General features: G+C 37.7%; 20 protein-coding genes. 8 read left to right on the top strand and 12 right to left on the bottom strand.

The features are described 5' to 3' along the window. The first annotated feature begins 46 nt into the window (after positions 1–46). Entirely contained in the window at positions 47–796 is a 750-nt protein-coding gene (locus PQ456_RS09250) for a toll/interleukin-1 receptor domain-containing protein (RefSeq protein WP_273615844.1), read from the top strand. Here the strand turns inward: PQ456_RS09250 and PQ456_RS09245 are convergent. From PQ456_RS09245 to PQ456_RS09235, 3 genes are all read right to left on the bottom strand, one after another. After that, positions 749–2,203, bottom strand: coding sequence for an SIR2 family protein (locus tag PQ456_RS09245; protein WP_273615843.1), 1,455 nt, complete (start codon positions 2,201–2,203; stop codon positions 749–751). The genes PQ456_RS09250 and PQ456_RS09245 overlap by 48 nt on opposite strands. A 268-nt stretch (positions 2,204–2,471) precedes the next feature. Continuing rightward, complete coding sequence (locus PQ456_RS09240) at positions 2,472–3,155, bottom strand: HAD family hydrolase (RefSeq protein ID WP_273615842.1); 684 nt, start codon at positions 3,153–3,155, stop codon at positions 2,472–2,474. A 223-nt stretch (positions 3,156–3,378) separates the two neighbouring features. Beyond that, positions 3,379–3,894, bottom strand: a complete 516-nt coding sequence (locus PQ456_RS09235; RefSeq protein WP_273615841.1) for a DUF3939 domain-containing protein — start codon at positions 3,892–3,894, stop codon at positions 3,379–3,381. Between the two features lie 304 nt (positions 3,895–4,198). On the opposite strand from PQ456_RS09235, the gene PQ456_RS09230 reads away from it, so the two are divergent. The 3 genes from PQ456_RS09230 (at position 4,199) to PQ456_RS09220 (ending at position 6,396) form a co-directional block, all read left to right on the top strand. Then, a complete protein-coding gene (locus tag PQ456_RS09230) occupies positions 4,199–5,182 on the top strand; it encodes a YpdA family putative bacillithiol disulfide reductase (protein WP_273616288.1) in 984 nt (327 codons plus the stop codon). 115 nt (positions 5,183–5,297) lie between these two features. Continuing rightward, on the top strand, positions 5,298–5,750 hold the full coding sequence (locus PQ456_RS09225) for a DUF441 domain-containing protein (protein WP_373461954.1): 453 nt from the start codon (positions 5,298–5,300) through the stop codon (positions 5,748–5,750). A gap of 139 nt (positions 5,751–5,889) precedes the next feature. Beyond that, a complete protein-coding gene (locus PQ456_RS09220; RefSeq protein ID WP_204824496.1) occupies positions 5,890–6,396 on the top strand; it encodes an ADP-heptose synthase in 507 nt (168 codons plus the stop codon). 81 nt (positions 6,397–6,477) lie between these two features. On the opposite strand, the gene PQ456_RS09215 is transcribed toward PQ456_RS09220, so the two are convergent. Then, positions 6,478–6,777: a HesB/YadR/YfhF family protein gene (locus PQ456_RS09215; protein ID WP_273615840.1), complete on the bottom strand. Its 300-nt coding sequence runs from the start codon at positions 6,775–6,777 to the stop codon at positions 6,478–6,480. A gap of 519 nt (positions 6,778–7,296) precedes the next feature. Between PQ456_RS09215 and PQ456_RS09210 the strand changes: the two genes are divergently transcribed. Both PQ456_RS09210 and PQ456_RS09205 read left to right on the top strand, forming a co-directional pair. Continuing rightward, complete coding sequence (locus tag PQ456_RS09210; RefSeq protein WP_273615838.1) at positions 7,297–9,042, top strand: ABC transporter ATP-binding protein; 1,746 nt, start codon at positions 7,297–7,299, stop codon at positions 9,040–9,042. 9 nt (positions 9,043–9,051) lie between these two features. Next, complete coding sequence (locus tag PQ456_RS09205) at positions 9,052–11,187, top strand: ABC transporter ATP-binding protein (RefSeq protein WP_273615837.1); 2,136 nt, start codon at positions 9,052–9,054, stop codon at positions 11,185–11,187. A gap of 75 nt (positions 11,188–11,262) precedes the next feature. Here PQ456_RS09205 and PQ456_RS09200 read toward each other — a convergent pair whose 3' ends face one another. Continuing rightward, positions 11,263–12,534, bottom strand: coding sequence for a methyl-accepting chemotaxis protein (locus tag PQ456_RS09200; protein WP_273615836.1), 1,272 nt, complete (start codon positions 12,532–12,534; stop codon positions 11,263–11,265). Positions 12,535–12,876: 342 nt separating this feature from the next. On the opposite strand from PQ456_RS09200, the gene PQ456_RS09195 reads away from it, so the two are divergent. Next, complete coding sequence (locus tag PQ456_RS09195) at positions 12,877–14,043, top strand: AI-2E family transporter (protein WP_273615835.1); 1,167 nt, start codon at positions 12,877–12,879, stop codon at positions 14,041–14,043. A 142-nt stretch (positions 14,044–14,185) separates the two neighbouring features. Here the strand turns inward: PQ456_RS09195 and PQ456_RS09190 are convergent, their stop codons facing one another. The 4 genes from PQ456_RS09190 to PQ456_RS09175 all read right to left on the bottom strand — a co-directional run bounded on the left by PQ456_RS09190 (position 14,186) and on the right by PQ456_RS09175 (position 18,965). After that, on the bottom strand, positions 14,186–15,115 hold the full coding sequence (locus PQ456_RS09190; protein ID WP_273615834.1) for an S-layer homology domain-containing protein: 930 nt from the start codon (positions 15,113–15,115) through the stop codon (positions 14,186–14,188). A gap of 115 nt (positions 15,116–15,230) precedes the next feature. Then, the gene (argS, locus tag PQ456_RS09185; protein ID WP_273615833.1) at positions 15,231–16,940 is read right to left on the bottom strand and encodes an arginine--tRNA ligase; all 1,710 of its coding nucleotides are present in this window, start codon (positions 16,938–16,940) and stop codon (positions 15,231–15,233) included. Positions 16,941–17,521: 581 nt separating this feature from the next. Further along, positions 17,522–17,860: a four-helix bundle copper-binding protein gene (locus PQ456_RS09180; RefSeq protein WP_273616287.1), complete on the bottom strand. Its 339-nt coding sequence runs from the start codon at positions 17,858–17,860 to the stop codon at positions 17,522–17,524. A gap of 79 nt (positions 17,861–17,939) precedes the next feature. Next, positions 17,940–18,965: a CobW family GTP-binding protein gene (locus PQ456_RS09175; protein ID WP_273615832.1), complete on the bottom strand. Its 1,026-nt coding sequence runs from the start codon at positions 18,963–18,965 to the stop codon at positions 17,940–17,942. Positions 18,966–19,114: 149 nt separating this feature from the next. Between PQ456_RS09175 and PQ456_RS09170 the strand changes: the two genes are divergently transcribed. Next, the gene (locus tag PQ456_RS09170) at positions 19,115–19,627 is read left to right on the top strand and encodes a MogA/MoaB family molybdenum cofactor biosynthesis protein (protein ID WP_273615831.1); all 513 of its coding nucleotides are present in this window, start codon (positions 19,115–19,117) and stop codon (positions 19,625–19,627) included. 206 nt (positions 19,628–19,833) lie between these two features. Here PQ456_RS09170 and PQ456_RS09165 read toward each other — a convergent pair whose 3' ends face one another. From PQ456_RS09165 to PQ456_RS09155, 3 genes are all read right to left on the bottom strand, one after another. Continuing rightward, on the bottom strand, positions 19,834–20,832 hold the full coding sequence (locus PQ456_RS09165; RefSeq protein WP_273615830.1) for an acrylyl-CoA reductase family protein: 999 nt from the start codon (positions 20,830–20,832) through the stop codon (positions 19,834–19,836). Between the two features lie 157 nt (positions 20,833–20,989). Then, positions 20,990–22,444, bottom strand: a complete 1,455-nt coding sequence (locus tag PQ456_RS09160) for a nicotinate phosphoribosyltransferase (RefSeq protein WP_273615829.1) — start codon at positions 22,442–22,444, stop codon at positions 20,990–20,992. A 91-nt stretch (positions 22,445–22,535) separates the two neighbouring features. Then, entirely contained in the window at positions 22,536–23,078 is a 543-nt protein-coding gene (locus PQ456_RS09155) for a cysteine hydrolase family protein (protein ID WP_273615828.1), read from the bottom strand. Positions 23,079–23,114 lie beyond the last annotated feature (36 nt).

Here is a 23,114-nt window from a genome sequence, read left to right as displayed (position 1 = left end):
AAAATAAATTAGATTCATATGATTACATATTGAAAAGGAGAAACCTATGATATTTTTTTGTTTTTCAAGTAAAGATCGCCATCATATAGTAGAAGCAATCCTATACCATATCAGAAATTACCGTATTCCTGTATGGTATGATCGCGATCAAATGCTTTTAGGAGATGAACGCAATCATAAAAATTTTGTAGAAGGCGTTGAAGAGTCTTCATATGGAATCATAATTCTAAGTCCAAATTCAATTCAGTCTTACTGTGCAAATGAAGAAATCGATTTAATGTATCAGAAATATTTAAATGGTACTATGCACATTTTCCCTATATTTTTTAATCTGTCTGCAAGCGAAGTTCCTCCAAAATACGATTGGCTAAAAAATTTAGTATATAAAGAAATTACTCCTTCTATCGATGTTCGTTCAACCTGCAACCATATTATTTGTAAATTTCTTTCAGATGATTTGATGAAGCATGAAAGTCAAAGTTTTCCTTCTTTAGAAAAGAAAATGAACAACATGGAATATGATTCTTATATTTTAATCTTACTTCGATCTTATTTAGAATTAGATGAAAAAAATTTTAATTCTCGAATAGCTTTACTATATGCTGGCTGTTCGTATATAGAATGTAATTACGATTTAAGTAATGCTCCTGCTTATTACACAGCTGGCTTCAAAAAGTTATTTAACGAAACGAAACTTTCACTAGAAGTAGACTTGAGAGACATATTAATGATTGAGAGCCTTTTCTTACTATTGGTGGGCACGTTTATTCTCGGCAACCTCGTTAAGGATGTGTAAAATAATGTCGGCTATTTTTTCAGGATCTTTTTCTGTCATTAGTGCATTTATTGTTTGTGAAAGATATGGGAATTCATTGATATTCTCGTTGACTTCTCTCCAAATTACTTCTGCTTCGTATCCTGTACTTCCAACCGGAATAATTGTCATGTTGCGCTCTTTCGCAAGTAAGAATTCATGATAAACACCTTCACTGTAATGTCCTGTTTTTTCAATAGAACCTTGTTCAGTAGTTTTCTTGCTTTGACCAAATAAGAATATAGCAGCACTACAATCATGTAGCATACTAATTCTATATTCTTGTTTTTTATCTTGTGAAAGATCTTTATGAAAAGGAAAAGGTCTCATTGAAAGATATTTATCCTTATTCTGAATACCTTGTTCTGCTAAATATTGATAGGAGTATCCAGTAATTAAAGTACCTAAACGTTTTCCCACTCCTGTAGATATTCTATATCCTTTTTTTAACAATGAAATTACTAAAGCTTGCGATAATTGATCTGATTGAGTCACCACTTCATTTGCAACTTTGTCATATGCACCAGATATAAACACCTTTTTTTCCCGGATTCTAGAATTTAATTTTTTTAAAAGAGGGATTATATTATCTTTTGTTATACAAATAGCTTGAATGTTATATCTTTGTTTAAGATCGTCCACCATATGCTCAAATTCAATTGTTGTTTCTTGATTTACTAGCATGATAGCATAATGTGTATTTCCTACTCCTCCGAGTAAATGATTTATTGAACTAAGGCAATCCAGAACAAGAGAGTCTGTGAAACTATAACCCACAAAAAGAAAAGTATTTGAAATTAGTTCTTTTTTCAAAAATGTTAAAAATAAAGTATGACTGTTTGAATAATGATCATAGTCCTTCTTAGTTAATATCATTTTTTCCAAATCAGAAATATCACCATTAAGCTTATAAACATTCACTTTTTCATTTCGATCAATATTGACTAAGTTTTTCTCATTATGTATAACATTACGAGGAATAAATCGACGATCCAATTCTTGTTCGATTAAAGGATCATAATTTGTCGTCCAGATATTATTGAAATTCACATCAATTAATTCACTTAAAATTTCATTTCCAGGTTTGAATTTGTTGATCTGTTCATTAATTTTTCTTCTTAATTGTGGCTCCGTATATTTATTAGCATAGTACTGGGCGACTTTATATAAATCTGTATTTTCTGTAAGTTTTATTTCCAATTCTGTAGCTAAAGATTCAAATAAAGATCCCCAAGTCGCATGTCCAGAATTTCGGGACACGCCAGAACCAGCAAACAAAGAAGACATTTTGTTTATTGATTGTGTAGCTAAATCATCTAAAAAATGATTTAATTCTCGTTCAGTTTTTTCAATTAAACGCTTAGTAACTGGATTATTTTCTAATTCCATTAGTAGTTCCTCCAAAGTTCATGAAAAATTGATTTTATACAATTGATAAAAGACCTCCAAATAATTCATAGTTATTTGGTGTTTATTTATAACATCATTAAAATCCATTTACTTGTAAAAAAGTATCTATAAAGTAAATAAGTAAGCATATAGTACCATATTTTTTTATTCAAAAATAGTAGCTTTTTATTAAACGACAAAAAAGACCTTATTTAAAGGTCTTTTGCTTTATTTATTATTTTTCAGTATAGATCATAAAACCTACTATCTACTTCTTAACCCCCTGCCAAATATCCTCCAACTCATTCAACTCCTCAATCACATACCAGGGTTCTACACCTAACTGCTTATCCCACTCAAAACTTCGACGCAGGAAAATACCGCGCATGCCTGATTGGGAGGCTCCCCAGATATCGTTGGTAGGATGATCACCGACAAATATTGTTTCTTCTCCGGTTGTGCCTAATTTCTCTAATATCATCTCGTAAATCTTCGGATCTGGCTTTTTGATGCCTGCTTCACCTGAAGTCAAAATGACATCAAAGTAAGATTCCAATCCCAAATGCTCTACTTTGCCATATTGTATTTCATGTGCTCCATTGGTTAACATGCCTAACTTATACCCTTGATGCCGACATGCTTGAATAGCATCAAGCGCATGATTCATTAGACAGGCTTCTTTCATATAGTGCTCTGTATAATAAGCAAATAACTCATCTACAGTAGGCTTCTCTGCCCAGGGTAGGAGTTCAACTAATTCTTCAAAAAATCCACGTTTAGGACGATACCCATCGGCATCAGCAATACGCATATACCCTAGTATATCTCTCGCTTTCTCTTCATTGATATGACCTAAATAATGACTGATCAACTTTTGCGAAAAGGCTCGAAACGTATAATCTCGATCCATCAATGTATTATCCAAATCAAAAATAACTGCACTAATCTTCATATTCTATCCACTCCTACAAGTAAATTATGTATACATTCTGCTAAAAGTATACCAAATCTTGTCTGGCTTCGCTTTTGCCTATGCTAGAATATCTATAAAATAGCAAACAACACAGCAAAAAACCCGCACATTGCTAAGCGGGTTTTATTAAGTATACAGTTTGCAGAGAATAATCTCTCTTTGGTCTGTGAATATTCAAATTTATGATAACCTGTAAACCATTTTACAATAATACGTAAGAATGATCTTCCTGCGCTTTGACATCAGGTAATGCCACAGGTTGACGATGAGTAACCATCATTTCTTGATCGGTCATATACAATTTAAATTCAGGAATTTCATGCAAATAATGCTGTTGATACAACATACGACAATCCACTTCAAAATACACTGAATCTTCTACAATCGGTAATTTTCCAGTCTCATTCATATAATCATCGACAGCAAGCTGCACACGATCCAAATGGTACGGAATAGACTGTTCTTCTTCTGCAAAAATTTCAAATGTTTCACGTGATAAATAGAACTTCTGATCGCTCACTCCGCCTAAATAACGAGCAATTCGTGGCAGATCGAGACTTCCATCTTCTTTCATCAACACCGTACGATTAATACCGTTATCCATTTCGCGTTCAAATTGTAATACGGCACACCGCAACTCATCTAATGTGACATGAACAGATGGTAACTTATTGACGTCTTCTTTGTCTTTTCTTCTAAATAGTCCAAGTACAGACATATCGGTCTCTCCTCCCTCAAGCTGGGATTATTAAGCGATCGAGTGCGAAAACGTTTTCAGATACGTGTAAAGAAAGTTGCTAACTTTTTTGTGCTTACTATCATTGTACCTCATTTAACATACATTGATTCAATTTTTTACAAATTTGTGCGTTTTGAACGTTAAATTGTGTCTATGTGCCTAAGTACGCTAGAATTTTATAACATATTAGGGTAGGATAAATATGGTTCTATTTTAATAACGATCTGAACGGATAAGATCGTTTATACAGAAAAGAGATTATGGAAGGAGCTAGACCACTGTGATGGAAGATGTAATTATTATCGGTGCAGGGCCTTGCGGGCTGTCTGCTGCAATCGAATGCACACGTTTAGGTATGAAGACATTATTGATCGAAAAGTATAATATGGTACATTCTATTTATTTGTACCCCACAAATATGCAATTTTTTAGTACTCCGGAACTGTTAGAAATTGGAGATTTGCCATTTTCAACTCCGTATGACAAACCTTTCCGTCATGAAGCTTTAGCTTATTATCGTCGTGCAGCAGGTCATTATGATCTGCGTGTTCAACCTTATACAGAAGCGCTTGAGGTACAGCCACTACAAGATGGTACATTTGCAATTCAGACCACTAATCGTCATGGTGAAGACAAAACCTATACTGCACGCAAAGTGATTCTGGCGACAGGTTATTTTGATCATCCTAACTACTTGGGTATCCCGGGCGAAGAATTGGATAAAGTCACTCACTATTTCCGCGAAGCTCATCCTTATGCAGGTATGAAAGTAACCGTAATCGGAGGAAGTAACTCTGCTGTCGATGCTGCGCTTGAAATTGTACGTGTAGGGGCTCATGTTGATATGGTCTATCGTGGTAGTGATCTTTCGCAAAATATCAAATCATGGGTACGTCCTGTATTTGAAGGTCAGGTACTCAAAGGCAATGTGACTCTTCATCTCAATTCTAAAGTAACCGAGATCACTCCATCTCAAGTTATTATTACGCAAAATGATGGGGAAACAGCGACGATTGAAAATGATTTTGTACTTGCGATGACAGGCTTCCATCCTGATCGTAAGTTACTCACTTCTGCTGGTATTGAAATGAGTGACGATATGGATAAGCCGAAGTTCGATCTGGAGACGATGGAATCCAATATTCCAGGCCTCTATGTAGCAGGCGTTATCGCTTCTGGTCGTAATGCTAATGAAGTATTTATCGAAACCGGTCGTCGTCATGGTAACAAAATTGCTAACCATATTCATAAGCAAATGGCTCATTAATCATTGTAGAATCCATACAGAATAGACTACATGTAGTTGATTACCTGTAAAAAGTGTCCGCTTAGGCGGGCATTTTGCTATGTAAAGACATGATGAAAGGAGTGATCTTATCAAAATGGCTGCGATTGATACACCGGCAATAATTTTGTTAGTGCTTGTCGCTCTTGGGATTATCGGCAACAACTCTACGGTTACGATTGCAATGCTTGTGTTATTGCTTATTCGTGTATTAGGCTGGCATCAAGCATTCCCATGGTTGCAGAAATATGGGTTAACGATCGGGATTATTATTTTGACAATTGGTGTTATGACTCCACTCGCAAGTGGCAAAATTTCACTAGATACGATCCTTTCTTCTTTTTTAAGTTGGAAATCACTTGCTGCGATAGGGATTGGTTTATTTGTCGCTTACTTGGGCGGACGAGGAACCATATTAATGACCAATCAACCGACAGTAGTAGCCGGGTTATTGATCGGAACACTAATCGGTGTCGCTTTTTTCAAAGGTGTTCCTGTTGGGCCATTGATTGCAGCAGGTCTGCTCTCTTTATTAATCGGCAAATCCTAGCAACTATTCTACATGAGGACAAACTCTATTCAACGATTGTGCTTATCCGATAGGCTTAGGTGTGGTATACTTTCTAAATATGAATCGATGATAAAATGCTTATATTGAATGTGTTAGCATCATCCAGGAGGATACACCTATGTCTCAAACTTTTGTTATTGAAGCGGTTATGATCGCTATCTATGGTCAACTGCTTGATCCGGAAAAACCGGTAGAATATATTGTGCCATACACAAGTATTATGGAATTATACGAATTTGCTGAAAGTACTGAACCTCTAATGAACGAAGACAACGAGAATCAGTATGTCAAAACAAGAATTCAGCAATTGATTGCTTATTTCGAAGAACCGCTTAACAAAAAGAAAATTCAACGTTCACTGAATGTTCCGTGGGCTCAAAGTTCAGCTATTTTACTCAGTGAAAAAGTACAATTAAAAATTATCAATGCAATGGATAATGCTCATTATGGTGAATCGTTTGATCCGATTGAGACAGAAATGATTCTCTCTGCTCTAAAAAAAGAAGTTCCTATGTTAACCGATCAATTTGAAATGATTCATCGGATTATTGAAGCTAAAATCCCTGTTCAAGTGTATGATATTGAAGACTTTTCTTTTGCGCTTGAAGGAACACCTACAGTGTAATGTAAGTTGTAATATGTGGATCAATAAGCAAAAAAGCTTCTTCCTTATTCGAGGAAGAAGCTTTTTTTAGGTCTGTTCTGTTTACTGAGATTGCGGCATATAGGCGTACCGAATATCATCTTCATGTTCAATATATTCTACATTCAATTGATAACCGTTGATATACCACAAATCTTGATCTTCCATATAAAAATGGATATTTTCGACATCCTGCGTTAGTGCCGGACTCACTGGCGGTTCTACAGAAATACCTAATGAAAATCCAGGATGAATTTCACTATTACTACTGTATCGTGCATAAAAGCGCACAGCATCACCTTCTGCTAAACTCAACTCTTTTTTATACCAGCGTGCGGCTTCATCAGATACAACTATACTCATGATTTATACCACCTCTCTTTTTAACATTTACCCTATTCTCTAGCCTATTATAACACGATATCACTATTGCTTTTTTATTCATTTCTGTGTATCCAAATAACAATACCTTAAAAAAATATGAAGATTTTATGAATTTTACGTTGACAATGCAAAAATTGCAATGATACAATCAACAGCAGACAGGTACTAATTTAGAAGTTATTACCATCTGCATACTACATTTGAGAAGAAAGGGTGAATCTCCATGGATAAAATGATGAACGTACATATTGACGCTTATATTCCCGTAGCTTTATCACAATTAAATATCGGAGCACCCCGGCAGATGGAATTCTTCAAGTAGATTGTGTACTTTAAATCACGCTTGATCTTTATCCACAATGATATCTATTTGTCATATGGCGGTTGCTCAGCAATCGCGCTATATGATGTCCATACAAGACACGTCGTTTGCGTTTGCAGACGACGTGTCTTTTTATGTGGATTTTGACCAGTGTTCGAAAGAAAGGTAGTGATGATATGTTTGCAGTTTTCAAAAATTTAGGCTGGTTTTTCAGTCGTGAACGAAAGCGGTACTTGATCGGTGTTATTTTATTGATCATTGCCGGCGTGCTTGAATTAGCGCCTCCCAAGCTGTTAGGAAGTGCGATTGATGAGATTTCAGGAGGAACGATTACTGTCTCTTCATTGGTTTATTATATTTCAGTCACGTTAGTTATTTTGGTTGTTATTTATGGAATTACGTATGTATGGATGCACAGTCTATTCGGTGGATCAAATCTAGTAGAGCGTCTTTTACGGACTCGATTTATGGCTCATCTATTGCGTATGACTCCACCCTTTTTTGAACGGAACCGTACAGGTGATTTGATGGCTCGTGCTACCAATGATCTACGTTCTGTTTCTATGACGGTTGGATTCGGAATGCTTACTCTTACCGATTCCACATTCTTTTTATTAACAATATTGTTAGCGATGGGATTTGTGATCAGCTGGAAATTAACGATCGCTGCGATTCTCCCTCTTCCCTTTATTGCTCTTGCTATGGCGATTTACGGAAAAGTTGTACATGAACGTTATACCCTGGCGCAAGATGCTTTCGGGGATATGAATGATCAGGTACTTGAATCAGTCGCAGGTGTACGTGTTATCCGCGCCTATGTACAAGAACGTTTTGATGAGAATCGTTTTGAAAAGATTACCGATGATGTTTATCGCAAAAACTTACGTGTCGTTATGGTCGATGCGCTGTTTGAACCGACGATCCGACTATTTGTTGGACTCAGTTATATTATTGCACTCGGTTATGGAATCTATCTGGTATTTCATAATGAGTTAACACTGGGCGATCTTGTATCGTTTAACTTGTATCTGGGAATGATGATCTGGCCGATGTTTGCAATTGGTGAATTGATCAACTTGATGCAACGTGGTAGCGCTTCGCTAGATCGTGTAAACGAAGTACTCTATGTCAAACCGGATGTTGAAGATATCGCTCAACCGGTTCATGTGCCATCGCTTCATAAGATTGAATTTAAAGATGTCACTTTCCGTTATCCCACTTCTACAGTGGATAATCTAGAGCATCTGAATCTACAGATTCGAGCTGGTGAAACGCTAGGCGTAGTCGGTAGAACAGGTAGTGGTAAGTCTACTTTACTCAAACAACTACTCTATGAATATCCTACAGGAACAGGTGAACTTGAAATTGGTGGTGTATCTATCCACGATATCGCCAAAGACCAATTACATGGATGGATCGGTTATGTTCCGCAAGAACAGATCTTATTCTCGCGCAGTGTGCGTGAAAATATTCGCTTCGGCAAATCGGATGCATCCGATGATGAAGTATTGAATGCGATCCATACAGCAGCATTTGACAAAGATTTGCATACACTTTCTGATGGTCTAGATACGATTGTCGGTGAACGCGGTGTGGCTTTGTCCGGTGGTCAGAAGCAGCGTGTATCTCTGGCACGTGCATTTATCGCTGAACCTGAAGTATTGATTTTAGATGATGCTTTATCTGCTGTTGATGCTCGTACCGAAACTAGAATTATCGAGAATATTCGTACCAAACGTGCGGGTAAAACAACTCTAATCGCAACTCATCGCCTATCAGCGGTAGAACATGCAGATCATATCGTAGTACTCGATCGCGGTAAAATTATTGAAGAAGGAACTCATGCTGAATTGCTACAGTCGGATGGCTGGTATCGTGAGCAATATGAACGTCAGCAACTAGCAGATTCCTTAGAGGGGTAGGTGTCTTTATTGGAGACTCAAGATTATAACGAGCAACCCACAACGAAGCTCGATAACAAAACAATTACCAAAAGGCTTTATCAATATGCATTACGTTCGAAAAAAACATTTATTATCGCGTTGATTATGTTAGCGATCGGTGTAGGGGCTGAGCTTGCCGGCCCTTTTATCGCTAAAAATATTATTGATAATCATTTATTTGCAATTGAACAACCTTTTTATCAGACTTCTTCTAGTACCAATGCTGTCTTGTATAACGGCAATTATTATAAACGCGAAGGATTCTGGACAGAAGGCGAAACCAAAGGCGCACAGGCTCATGTGATCCAAAGTGGGACGAGCTTTTATTTTATCGAAGGTGCTGTTGAATCAACCAAAGGAGAACGCACGTACAGTAACGGCGTCTTAACGATTCAAAATAACCAAAGTACAGCGAAATATCCAGCGGTGCCCTTAACAGCTAATAAATTATTTTCATTTTATCAACCAGAACTACCGGGTATTTATAAGCTAATTGGCTGGTACTTTGTATTCTTGCTTATTACAATCATTATGGAATTCGGGAAAACCTACTGGTTGCAATCGTCAGCTAACAAAGTTATTCAGCAATTACGCTTAGACTTATACGCTCATATTCAGCGATTACCAATTCCTTTTTTTGATAATCTGCCAGCAGGTAAAGTCGTATCACGTATTACCAATGATACGGAAGCGGTCAAAGATTTATTTGTCGCAGTACTGGCTAACTTCAGCTCAGGAATTGTATATATGATCGGTGTCTATATTGCACTGTTTTTACTAGACTTTCGACTGGGTCTGATCTGTTTGTTTGTTGTTCCATTGCTTGTTTTGTGGATTGTGTTATACCGCAAAGTTGCAACCAAATACAACACTATTATCCGTTCTAGACTTAGTGAGATTAACGCTATTATCAATGAATCGATTCAAGGAATGTCGATTATTCGTGTATTCCGTAAGCAACGTCAGACTCAAGAAGAATTTGAAAATCTAAACAACGATTATCTGTTTTATCAGAATAAAATGTTAAATCTAAATGCTTTTACTTCGCATAATCTAGTCAATGTGTTGCGTAGTCTTACATTTGCTATTGTATTATGGTACTTCGGTGCTTCTGCACTGGGCGGAGTTGAAGGTGTCATTTCACTAGGGGTACTATATGCGTTTGTCGATGTATTGGGAAGATTGTTCCAACCGGTTACAGGTATGGTCAATCAACTAGCAGCACTCGATCTTTCTATGGTATCCGCAGGACGTGTATTTGAATTAATGGATGAACAAGGCGAGCCAGTAACCGATGGTGGAATGCCTCGTTACAAAGGTAATGTCGAATTTAAAGATGTGACTTTTGCTTATAAAAAAGATCCTGTTCTCAAGCATATCACTTTTGAAGCGAAGCAAGGACAGACTGTCGCTCTGGTGGGTCATACAGGTTCGGGTAAAAGTTCTATTATTAATCTACTGTTCCGCTTCTATGATCCACAGCAAGGCACGATTACGATTGATGGACAAGATGTACAAAAGTTGCCCAAACAATGGTTACGTCAGCATATGGGCATTGTATTGCAAGATCCTTATCTATTTACAGGAACGATTGCTTCTAACGTCAATTTGGAAAATGAACAGATTTCACGCGAACGCATCGAACAGGCTTTACGTGATGTCGGAGCCGAGCAGATTTTGTCTGATCTTCCTAAAGGCTATGATGAACCTGTTATGGAAAAAGGAAGCACATTGTCGGCTGGACAACGTCAATTGATTTCGTTTGCTAGAGCACTTGCTTTTGATCCAGCGATTCTTATTCTGGACGAAGCTACAGCCAATATTGATACTGAGACCGAAGCTTTGATTCAATCGGCTTTGGATGTTTTGAAAAAAGGTCGTACGACTTTTATTATTGCTCACCGCTTATCCACTATCCGTAGTGCAGATCAGATTCTAGTCCTACATCGCGGTGAAATCGTTGAACGTGGTAACCATGATGAATTGATGGAAATCGACGGACGCTATCGCCAGATGTACCGAATGCAAGTTGGTTCTGGTTCTAACGCTATTGCTGATGGTACAGAGTCTGCTAAAGACAAAGAAGTTCCTGTACCTGCTCATCTAATTGGACGCACCACATAATAAACAAAAGAAGCCTGCATGATCCAGATTAACGGATGATACAGGCTTCTTTTTATTAACTTATTCTCTCAATTTTTACAACGAAAACGCTTTTGTTTTTTCTAATAAACGACTGGTCATCATGCTCAGTTCATCAGACGATGATGAGATTTCTTCCATGATCGCTGTTTCTTCATGAGTAGCCATTGAGATTTGTTTGGCTCCTTCATAAAATTTATCAGCCATTTGACGAATTGTATGCACATTCTGGTATGTTAATTCTACACGATCGGTTTGTTCAGTGATCGAATGTTCCATTCCTTGAACAGCAGACATAAATTCATAGACTACATTTGCAAATTCAATCAGTGTAGATTCGACTTTATGCGTATTGGATGTTTCATTTTGTACCAGTTCATTTTGATTATGAATCAATTGCACTGTATCATGAATCTGAGATTGGACTGCCATAATCAGACTATGAATTTTTTGCGCAGAATCGTTACTTTGTTCGGCTAATTTACGAATTTCTGTCGCTACTACTGCAAATCCTGCTCCATGCTCCCCTGCATGCGCGGCTTCAATAGAAGCATTTAATGCTAACAAATGAGTCTGTTCGGCTAATTCTTTGACCGTTCCTGTAACAGCACCGATATCAGAAGCTTGATGATCCAGTAGACGTACCGTTTGTTCCGCTTGTGTCTGAGAGTCTGCAAGGGTACTCATACCTGATTTTAATGATGAAAAAATATGCTTGGTTGCTTCTACCGATTGCTCCATATTACTGGACAATTCGCGCATATGCGATGACTTCTCTTTCATTTCTTGGAAAGAACCTAACATCTGCTCTGCCGTCTGAAGTGAAGATTCAGAAGATTCACGTTGCTTACCGACACCATGATAAATATCATCGGCTACTGCTGCCATCGATTCAATCTGGCTAGTCGCTTCTGTAATAGATTGACTTAAATTCTCTGCATTATGCGATGTTGTAGTGGTATTGTTAGAAATATCATTAATAATATCTTTAATATTAGTAACCATTACGCGAAACGCATCGTTAAGCACTTTGATTTCATCTTCTTCACGACGTTCTGGAATATCTACCATCAGGTCGCCATCTGATACCCGTTTGGCGGCTTTGGATAAATTAACAATTGGCTTAGTTAAAAATTTAGAGATAACAAATCCTAATATTCCGCTCCATGTAATACCCATAAGCAATATAATAGATACATATAGCCAATCACTCATCGCTGTTGCTAAATACGCTTTCAAGTAAAAAATAAAAAAAGCACTTGTTCCATACGTAATAATAGATACGCCGATAAAACTCAACACTAACTTTGAACCTAAAGATAATTTCATGATGCACCTCATATATCTAAGATTTGGAGTAGAAATAAATAAGGTCATATACTGGATAATGAGTCAAAAGATGAGCCATACTTTGCTCCTACTTGTATTTACTTTTCTACCACTTGAGTCACTTATTAATTTAAATTTTAGCAAAAAATAAGAGAAATCGGTGTGATAAAAGTCATAGCAAAGTAAATTTTATGAGTCTTTCGACGCAATAATCATTTTTGTATCTTTTTTCATATCCTTGTATATGTAACTTGCTCTCTTGCTTGTAGCAAGCTATTCTTAACTTAAAGCTTTTTCACTAACCTAATTAGAGCATAACGTCGTCAAAGGGGATGAATCACTATGGAACGAACTCGGCTTTGGAGCGAGCGATTCAAATTATTTTTTCTAAACAATCGGTTTGTTATTTTTTTACTCGTCTTATTGTTAATCTCACTAAATATTTTTCTACTTTCCAAAATACCTTATGTGTTTACTCCTCTGTTTGTTTTGGTCAAGACGGTCATCTTACCGATCGTTTTAAGCGGTATATTATTTTACTTACTAAATCCATTAGTGAATTTTCTGGAAAAACGTAAAGTAAAAAGAATTTATTCCATCATTTTGCTATACCTTCTTATTATCGGTCTGATCGTATTAATTGTTAGTCTTGTGATTCCTGTCATTCAGACACAGATTCGAGAATTAATCCGTAATATTCCTGCCTTTTATGATGGGATTGTAAATCAGATTCAATACTGGTTGGGCGGCGATGTTTCCAAACAAATTCAACATACATTTAGTATCAATCCTAATGATCTGGTACAAAATTTATCGGAAAAAGGTTCTTCGATTATCAATCAGACGTTTACCGGTATCGGTGGATTTTTGGGAGCATTAACAGAAACGATATTATCTATCGTTACAGTGCCATTTATTTTATTTTACTTATTAAAAGATGGTGCCAAATTACCAGGCTTTATTATGAAATTTGTACCGGTCACTTTACGCAGTCAGACAGGCAAAGTGATGTCTGAAATGAACCACCAAATTAGCTCATATATTCGCGGACAGATTATTGTAAGTCTATGTATAGGGATTCTACTATATATCGGGTATCAGATTATCGGACTTGATTATTCATTAGTGTTAGCCATTGTCGCTTCCTGTACGAGTATTGTTCCTTATCTAGGACCTGCGATTGCAATTACACCAGCATTGATTGTCGCATTAGTGACTTCGCCATTTATGTTGCTCAAAATGGTAATTGTATGGACGATTGTTCAATTGGTTGAAGGTAAGCTTATCTCGCCACAAATTATGGGTAAATCACTTAAAGTGCATCCTATTACGATTATCTTTGTGATTTTAACAGCTGGTAAATTATTCGGAGTGGTTGGTATTTTGTTAGCTGTTCCTGGATATGCAGTACTCAAAGTAATCGTGACACATCTATTCGATTGGTTTAAAGTTAGCTCCAATCTATATGAGACCAAAAAAGCAACTGAACCACCTGTTATCAAGCCTTAATGAAATAATGTGTATTGCGATTTTCTGATTACATCAATCCATCAAAAAGACCTGAACCGACTGTCTATGTCAGCACAGTGGGATTCAGGTCTTTTTTGGTATAAAGATTTATTAACGTTGCAGATATACAGGAATTAATGCTTTATTTAGCTAGTTCTGGTGTATAACCTGCTGGTATTGTTGTTGTTACTTTGCCTTCTGTAATTACTTGAGGATTCATTTCACCTGGAGCTGGTTTGGCTGTAGTATAGCTAATCACTGCACGCTTATCATCTGTCAACTTTACATCAGTAATTTTGATCGAGTATCCCGGGTTAGGAAGCTGTACTGTCAATGTTACTGTTTGTTGATCTGCTGTATCTGCGGGTGCAATGCTAAGTTCTGGATCATAACCCATTTGACCACCATCCGTTTCGCCCGGTGTAGGAGTTGTTGTATCATCATTAGCTTTATTGTAGCGATCTACCATTTGTACCGCATGATATACCCACTCTGCTGCTTCCATACGTGTAATATCTTTGGTAGGCATAAATGCTTTACCCATTGTACTGCGATCGATCACATTCATATTGACCAAATCTTGAATCGCTGCGGAAGCTGTTTTGCTGATTTTGTCTTGATCGGTAAAGACGACAAACATTTTTGTACTCGGGTACGTTCCTGTAACATTAATCGCTTCATGTAACCACAAAGCAAATTGCTCACGTGTTACTTTTTCTTCAGCATTAAATGTTTCTGGCAATGATAAGTTGTTTGCTTTGGCAATAAGCAAAGAATCGGTATACCATGCTTTACGTGCAAGATCATCACCTGGTTCTGTTACATCACCTTTAAGATCAAATGCTTTTACAAGGATTTGAATGGCTTGTGGTTGTGTTAATGTCATATCCGGCTTAAATTGAGTTGCGCTCACTCCGTTAATAACTCCTTTGTCATGTAACGCGTTGACAATTGTTTGATTATCTTTATCTTTTACATCTGTAAACGTAGAAGCTGCACTTGCACTTCCTGCCCCAGCAATTGCCAATGATAATGTTAATACTGCTACTGCTTTTTGTTTATGATTCCACATATATTATATTCCCTCCATTTGAATAGGTCTGTTGCTGAATAATGGTATGTTATTCAACCTTACAATGCCCTAGACGTACAGAAGTAATTATTTGTTGCACCTTTTTGATCTTATCTTACATCTGAGCTGGCGTCTCTATTCCTAATAACGTCATCACTCGTTTTAAATATAATCCGGTTTGTACCGTCAATGCTACACGCTGATTTTTCAATGCTGTAGGGGCATCTACAATACGATCTTTATTATAAAATTGGTTAAATAACTTCGCTATTTCGATAATATATCTAGCCAAAATGGATGGTTCATGTTGAGCAACCGCGCGCTCTAACTGCTGTGTATAGGTAGATAAATGAACCAACAAAGCCCAACTTTCATCACTCCAAGGATGGTTGGATATTTCTTGTTCAACAGCATTAGGGTCTGATGTGACTTTTCTCAAAATACTCTGGATTCTAGCATACGTATATTGAATATAAGGCCCTGTTTCTCCTTCAAACGTTACAGCTTGTTGTAATGAAAAATTGATTTCGTTTTGACGATTATTTTTGAGATCACCGAAAATAATTGCACCAATACCTACTTGTTCAGCTACACGCTCTTTATCCGGTAAATCAGGGCTTTTTTCAGAAATAATTCGACGTGCCTGTTCTACTGCTTCATCCAGTACCTCCTCTAAAAAGACAACTTTTCCTTTACGTGTAGACATTTTTTTGCCATCGACTTTCATTAATCCAAATGATACATGTGTACAATCTTTTGCCCATGTGTAGCCCATTTTGCGAAGTACTTCAAAGACTTGTTTGAAATGAAGAGTCTGCTCTCCGCCAACCACATAGACTAATTGATCCGCACCCATCACTTCTTTGCGGTAAATAGCAGTAGCCAGATCACGTGTAGGATAAATCGTTGTACCGTCTGATTTCAAAATCAAACATGGTGGTAATTGGTGCTCATCCAATCTAACTACCTGCGCTCCATCGCTTTCTACTAACAATCCTTTGCTCTGCAATTGTTCGATCACCGCAGGCATTTTATCATTATAAAAACTTTCTCCCAACACATAATCAAATTCCACACCTAACCGTTGATACATAGGCTGAAGTGACTCTATACTCACATCTACAAAATACTTCCATAATTCTATCGCTTGAGCATCACCTTGTTCTAATCTGGCAAACCATTCTCTTGCTTCATCTTCTAACTCCGGTGCTTGTAGAACCTCTTCATGAAATTGAATATACACTCTTAACGATTCACGAATCGGATGATGCTTGAGCTGTTCTGGATCGCCCCAACGTAAGTATGCTGTAATTAATTTACCAAATTGCGTTCCCCAGTCTCCTAAATGATTGACTCTAATCGCTTCATATCCTGCTGCCTCATAGATCCGATGCAAAGCTGCTCCGATTACGGTAGAACGTAAATGCCCTACGCCAAATGGCTTAGCAATATTAGGTGACGACATATCGATCACAATCCGCTGACCTGCGCCGATCGTAAGTTCAGTATTTTGCTTTTCCGCCAAGCTGGATAATAATTGAGCTCCATAATGCTCACGATTCCATTTCAAATTAACATAAGCACCTACAGCGGTAGCTTGAACCCAAGAATCTGGATGATTTTGAATCGTGGCTGTTAATTCAAGCGCAATCGCTTGAGGTGAACATCTCCATGTTTTGGCAAGTAAGTAACAGGGAAATGCCAGATCACCCATTTCAATCTGTGGTGGAACTTCTAACATATGTATCAATTGTTCTTCAGTAAGCGATGTTAATGGTTGTAGAATCGAAACGGCTTGTTGTTGGAAAAAAGATGCTAATTTCATCGTTCTAGTCTCCTTTGAATAATATGATGGTACGTTGGTAATACTCAAAAAAACAGCAAAAAAGCACTCATCTTTTAAGTGAATTATCACTTAAGAGACGAGTGCTTATGATTAGCATTCCCGCGGTACCACTCTTTGTACAGTGTATTGATGATCAATCAGGATATAGAATCCTATTGCATTCATCAATTTTACTGTCACTTGATTACGATAACGGTGTCAGCCGGACTTATCTATACAGGTTCGCAACAATATCTGTGCGATCGCCCTTTCAATAAATCATTTCCCGAGTGCGGTTCACCTACGAATGTTTTACCGGCTCTCACTCTCCCGGCTCGCTGCTTAAACAGTGATCGTTATGGCTACTCTCTCGTTCATTAACGATAAATATTAAAGTTAGAATGTATTATACATACCATGTTAGGTTGAAGCAAATTTATTTTTAAAAAATATGTTTTCTTTTCGTAAAATTCATTCGCCGATAGGCTATCAATAACACCCAAACAAAAAGACCTTCGCAAATATGCAAAGGTCTTTAGCAATAGATATTTATCACAGTCATCTATGTATAAAGTAGTAGATTATGCAGCTACCATTAGGTCTTTACACATTTCTACACAATGACGGCAAGCTTCGATACATTCACGAGAATGTTGATTATTATGCTTAGCACATTCAGCGATACAAGCTTCACATACTTTTGCACATAATTCAGCAATTTCACCTGCAAATTGACTACCTTGACTTAGCGATTGCGCGGTAAAAGAGCAGATTTCTGCACATTCACGAGTAATACGTATACATTCACATAATTTTTCAAGATTATATTCTTTCAAATTAGCCACATACGAAAGGTTACAAGCATTCATAGCCTCGACACAAGCTTCAATATGAGCATGGTATAATTTTTGATTAGTCATCATTAGTATGACCTCCGTTGAGATTGTAATAGTTATATCGAACTATTACCCCGGCTATACTCATATTGAAACTGTGTACTTACGATAATTTAGCAGCTTGCTCTTCTAATGCTAACAACTGTTCCTTTATCTGCCGTTTGTCGAAATGTTCACCGATAAAAACAGCCACATCCGGTACTTCTTTTTGCGGAGTAATCTTCATAAAATCCATTTCACGATAAGCATACTGGAACAAAAATCGACTTGCGGTGTCGTTAAATGTTAGAATTCCTTTCGCCCGATATACTTCCGTTGGTAAAGACCGAATCACATTCTCAAAAGCTTCACTATTGATCGGATGTTCAAAATAATGTGTATATGCCATCACATGACTATGAGAACCATGCATATGCTCTGCATGAACATGATCATGAGTATGGTCATGTTCAGAATGATCGTGCTGATGTTCGTTAGCAGATGAATTAGACTTATTTCTATCCAGTGTTTCTTTAGCATCGACTACCGATGATAGGTCTGTATACAGTGTGCTTGGTACTTCACAGCGTACGGTAGTATGGATAGGTGCATACGCATTCCAGCCCCGCAAAATGCCTTCTAATTGGGTAATCGTTTCTGTATCAACACGATCGCTTTTATTCAAAATCAATACAGAAGCACAGCGAATCTGTTCTTGCATAAGACGATACGTTTTACCTTTTTGCTCTTGATACAATTCCCATAGATGAGCAGCATCGACAACGGTAATCAAATTTTTCAATTCCATACGGTTGTATAATGAAGTCTCGGTGACAGCATCTAAAATCTCGATTGGATTCGCTACTCCAGAGGCTTCGATAATAATCACATCAGGCTTTTCGGTTTCCATCAGATTGTACAATTCCATGCTTAGATCCGCACGAATCGAACAACAGATACATCCACTCAGTAATTCAGCCATTGCTACATCTTGATCAACCATCATCCCATCCAGATTGACATCGCCGATCTCATTCATAATGACAGCAGGTGTTTTGCCAAGCGCTTTCCATTCTTGAATCATATGTTGAAGCAATGTAGTCTTGCCACTGCCTAGAAATCCAGACAAAATATATACAGGTGTTGTCATTGATATCCTCCTTGTACCTCTTTCTTTACTTTGTTCATTATTAGTCTACTCTTTTATTATACACTGACCTGGCAAGTGTTCATGCTCAATCATGACCTGTGTTACAATGGCAAAGATGCTTGAATGAGAACAAAGGAGTGAATAATCATATGAGATCAGTGGATGAACATCGCGCAGAAGCACCTAATACTGTACGCTGTATGGTAATTACAGTATCTGATACACGTACGATAGAAACGGATACAGGTGGACAATTATTGCAATCTTTGTTAACTGAACATGGTTATGAGGTTATCGATTATACTATTGTTAAAGATAGTTATGTAGGTATTCGTGAATTGCTTCATGATGCCGCAGAACGCCCGGAAGTCGAAGCTATTTTGTTAACAGGCGGAACAGGTATCGCACCACAAGATGTAACTTTTGAAGCGGTACAAAGTCTTTTAACTAAAGAATTGCCTGGCTTTGGAGAAATTTTCCGCTTTTTAAGTTTTACTGAAGATATTGGTTCGGCTGCGATTATGAGCCGTGCAATTGCAGGTACAATCGGAGGAACCGCTGTGTTCTCCATGCCTGGTTCACGAGGTGCTGTTAAGCTAGCGATGGAACGAATTATTATTCCCGAGTTAGGTCATGTTATGCGAGAAATTTATAAAAAATAATTTTAATAGTTAAAAATGAAAAGTAATTATTATAAAATAGTTATTTTCTCGATAAGAAATGATGATGATGTATACTGCTAGTTATACCAATTACAATATGTAGATAAAATTATTGCTAAAAAATATAGCAAAAAGCACACTGTGATTGATAAACAGTGTGCTTTTCTATGTTATTTGTTATCTGATACAGTCACATCAGATGAACGTTAAGATGTTACTTTAATCAACTGACGACCTACTGCTTTGCCTGCTAGAATCGTTTCTAACGCTTGTGGTATCTCTTCCAGTGTATATTCGTTCACTGCCTGATTAATCGCTGTTGTCGGTTTCCAGTCGCTTGCTAGATGATTCCAGACTCTTTGTCTAATCTCTAACGGACAGAACACTGAATCGATACCGATTAAATGCGCTCCACGTAAAATAAACGGAAATACTGAACTTTCAAAATCATTACCTGCGGTCATACCAGATACAGCTACTACGCCGCGATATGTTAATGATTTGAGACGCTCTCCTAATCCTTTACCACCTGTAGGATCAATAATACCTGCCCATGTAGATTTACCTAATGGACCTTTTACAGTCTGCTCTGCTTCTTCTCTAGAAATAATAGAGGTAGCACCTAATGTGGTTAACCATTCTTTTTGCTCTGCTTTGCCACTTGCTGCATAGACTTCATAGCCTAATGCACTTAGTATCGATATTGCGATCGTACCGACTCCACCGGTAGCTCCAGTGACAAGAATAGGGCCATCTTCAGGTTTCACTCCATGTTGAACCAATGCGTCGACAGACATACCCGCTGTAAAACCAGCTGTGCCGATAATCATCGCTTCTTTGGCAGTTAGCCCTTGAGGTAGCTTAATCAACCATTCTGCTGGTACGCGAGCATATTCACTATATCCTCCATAATGACTAACTCCAAGCTTATAGCCTGTACAAAGTACTTGATCTCCTGCTTGAAATTGTTCATCGGTAGAATGTACCACTTCTCCTGCCAGGTCAATACCCGGTACAAATGGGTACTGCTTGACGATTTTGCCTTCTGCGATACTTGCCAGTCCATCTTTATAATTGACATCTGAATAAGATACTTTAATAGTTACAGATCCTTCTGGTAATTGATCCAACTGTAACGATTGAACTCCGCCTGTAACTTCTTGATCTGTCTTTTCTAAAACAAAAGCACGAAATGTCTGTTCCATGTGATTCATCCTTTCTGTATTTCCTTGTTGATTATAATGATTAACGTATAATAAGGCAGCGATAAATTGTACAGTATACGAACAATACTCTCCTATGTATATAACCAAAAAACCTACCTTTAGCAAAAGGCAGGTCTGGCATAGGATTGAATATGAATTACAATTCTTCTTCTGGCAAATATTGCGCAAGTAATTTCTGCTTCATTTCCCAAGCTTTCACACTTACATTTACACGATAAATCTCAGGGTTTAATTTACGCAAATATTCAGGCCAGAATTCATCCAATTGGCTCACATGATAAGCGCGAATCTCTTCCAAATTAGGCATCGTATACACTTGCTTGCCTTCGATAAAAATAGGTTCTAACATCGGAACCGCTTTATAATCTGATACATATTTACGGATATATGGATGTGCCGGGTTAAATAATTTAAGACGCTTGCCTTCGAGCGGATCTTTCTCATCAGGGAAACAGATATAATCAGCGATCGCTTTACCGTTGGTTGGATTAATAATCCGGTATACTTCTTTGGTGCCCGGTGTAGATACTTTTTCAGGATTAGCTGAGATTTTGATCGTTGGTACCATTTCACCATCAATCTCACATTCGACTAATTTGTATACTCCACCTAAAGAAGGTTGATCGGATGCTGTTATCAACTGTGTACCTACGCCCCATGTATCGATACGTGCTCCTTGAGCTTTTAGATCGAGAATCGTATTTTCATCCAGATCATTAGAAGCAACGATTTTGACATACGATAATCCGGCATCGTCTAGCATTTTACGCGCTTGAATCGATAAGTAAGCAAGGTCACCACTATCCAGACGAATAGCGATCATCTTTTTACCACGAGCTTCCAAGTCTTTGGCTGTTTTGATCGCATGTGGAACACCACTACCTAATGTATCAAAGGTATCGACTAGCAATGTTACTCCGTCTGGCATTGCATTGGCATAACGATCAAACGCTTCTTGTTCATTGCCAAAGCTCTGTACCCATGCATGAGCATGTGTGCCTTTGGTAGGAATCCCGAATCTTGCTCCTGCTAACATATTGGATGTTGCATGAAAGCCTGCGATATAGGCTGCTCTAGCTCCCCAGATCGCCGCATCTGCTTCTTGAGCGCGTCTTGTACCAAACTCCAATAGAATATCGTTACCGCCTACCTGCTTGATGCGTGAAGCTTTGGTAGCGATTAGGGTCTGATAGTTCATAAAGTTAAGCAAAGCCGTTTCTACCAACTGTGCTTCAATAATCGAACCTTCTACACGAATCAATGGCTCATCTGCAAAAACCACTGCTCCTTCTTTCATCGAAAACAGATTGCCATGAAAACGGAACTGGCGCAATTCTTCTAAAAACTTAGCGTCATAGTTTTCTTCCTGTTCTGCCAGATAAGCAATATCTTCTTCACGAAAACTCAAGTTGGTTATATAATTCACAATCCGTTCCAGACCTGCAAAAACGGCGTAGCCATTACCAAAAGGAAGTTTGCGGAAATAAGCTTCAAACACTGCTTTCTTATGATGTGTACCATTAATCCAATGAGCATACATCATATTGATCTGATACTTATCTGTATGTAAAGCCAGTCCCATTTCATTCATCACCATGTCACCTCTTCATTGTTGATCATGCAAAAGCAACTCTGCTTGCACGTCTTTCTGCTGCACAAGCAGAATTGTGAATCATTGCACATTAATAGCTATCAATAAGCTCTGCACCCATACTTTGTTCAAAATGACTGATTGCCCATACATGACCTTCTGGATTAAAACTTGCGATTGCATCCGTATGGATCACCAATTTGAACCCTTTATTATAAGCATCTACCGCTGTATGCAAAACACAAATATCTGTACATACTCCAATCAGATGCACTTCTGTAATTCCACGTTCACGTAACTTCAATTCAAGATCAGTACCTGCAAAGGCGCTATATCTAGTCTTGTCCATCCATACGATCTGCTGTTGATGACTCGCATACACTTCACTCAGTCCACCATACAATTCTCGACCTGCTGTACCACGAATATTATGTGGTGGAAAAAGATTGGTCTCTGGATGGTAAGCATCATTAGGCTCGTGCATATCAACAGCCATCACTACATAATCATCGTTATTAACAAATTTCTCGGTCAACTCCACCATACGCTGTTCAATATCTATCGCAGGTTGTCCTACTGGTAAAGCACCATCTACAAAGTCACGAGTATAATCGATTACAATTAGAGCTTTCATAATATATGCCTCCAGATATCGAAATAACAATAACGA

This window comes from Paenibacillus kyungheensis, assembly GCF_028606985.1.
GTDB lineage: Bacteria > Bacillota > Bacilli > Paenibacillales > Paenibacillaceae > Saccharibacillus > Saccharibacillus kyungheensis.
The sequence above is the reverse complement of the archived record's forward strand: the minus strand, read 5'-3'. Positions and strand labels throughout refer to the sequence as shown.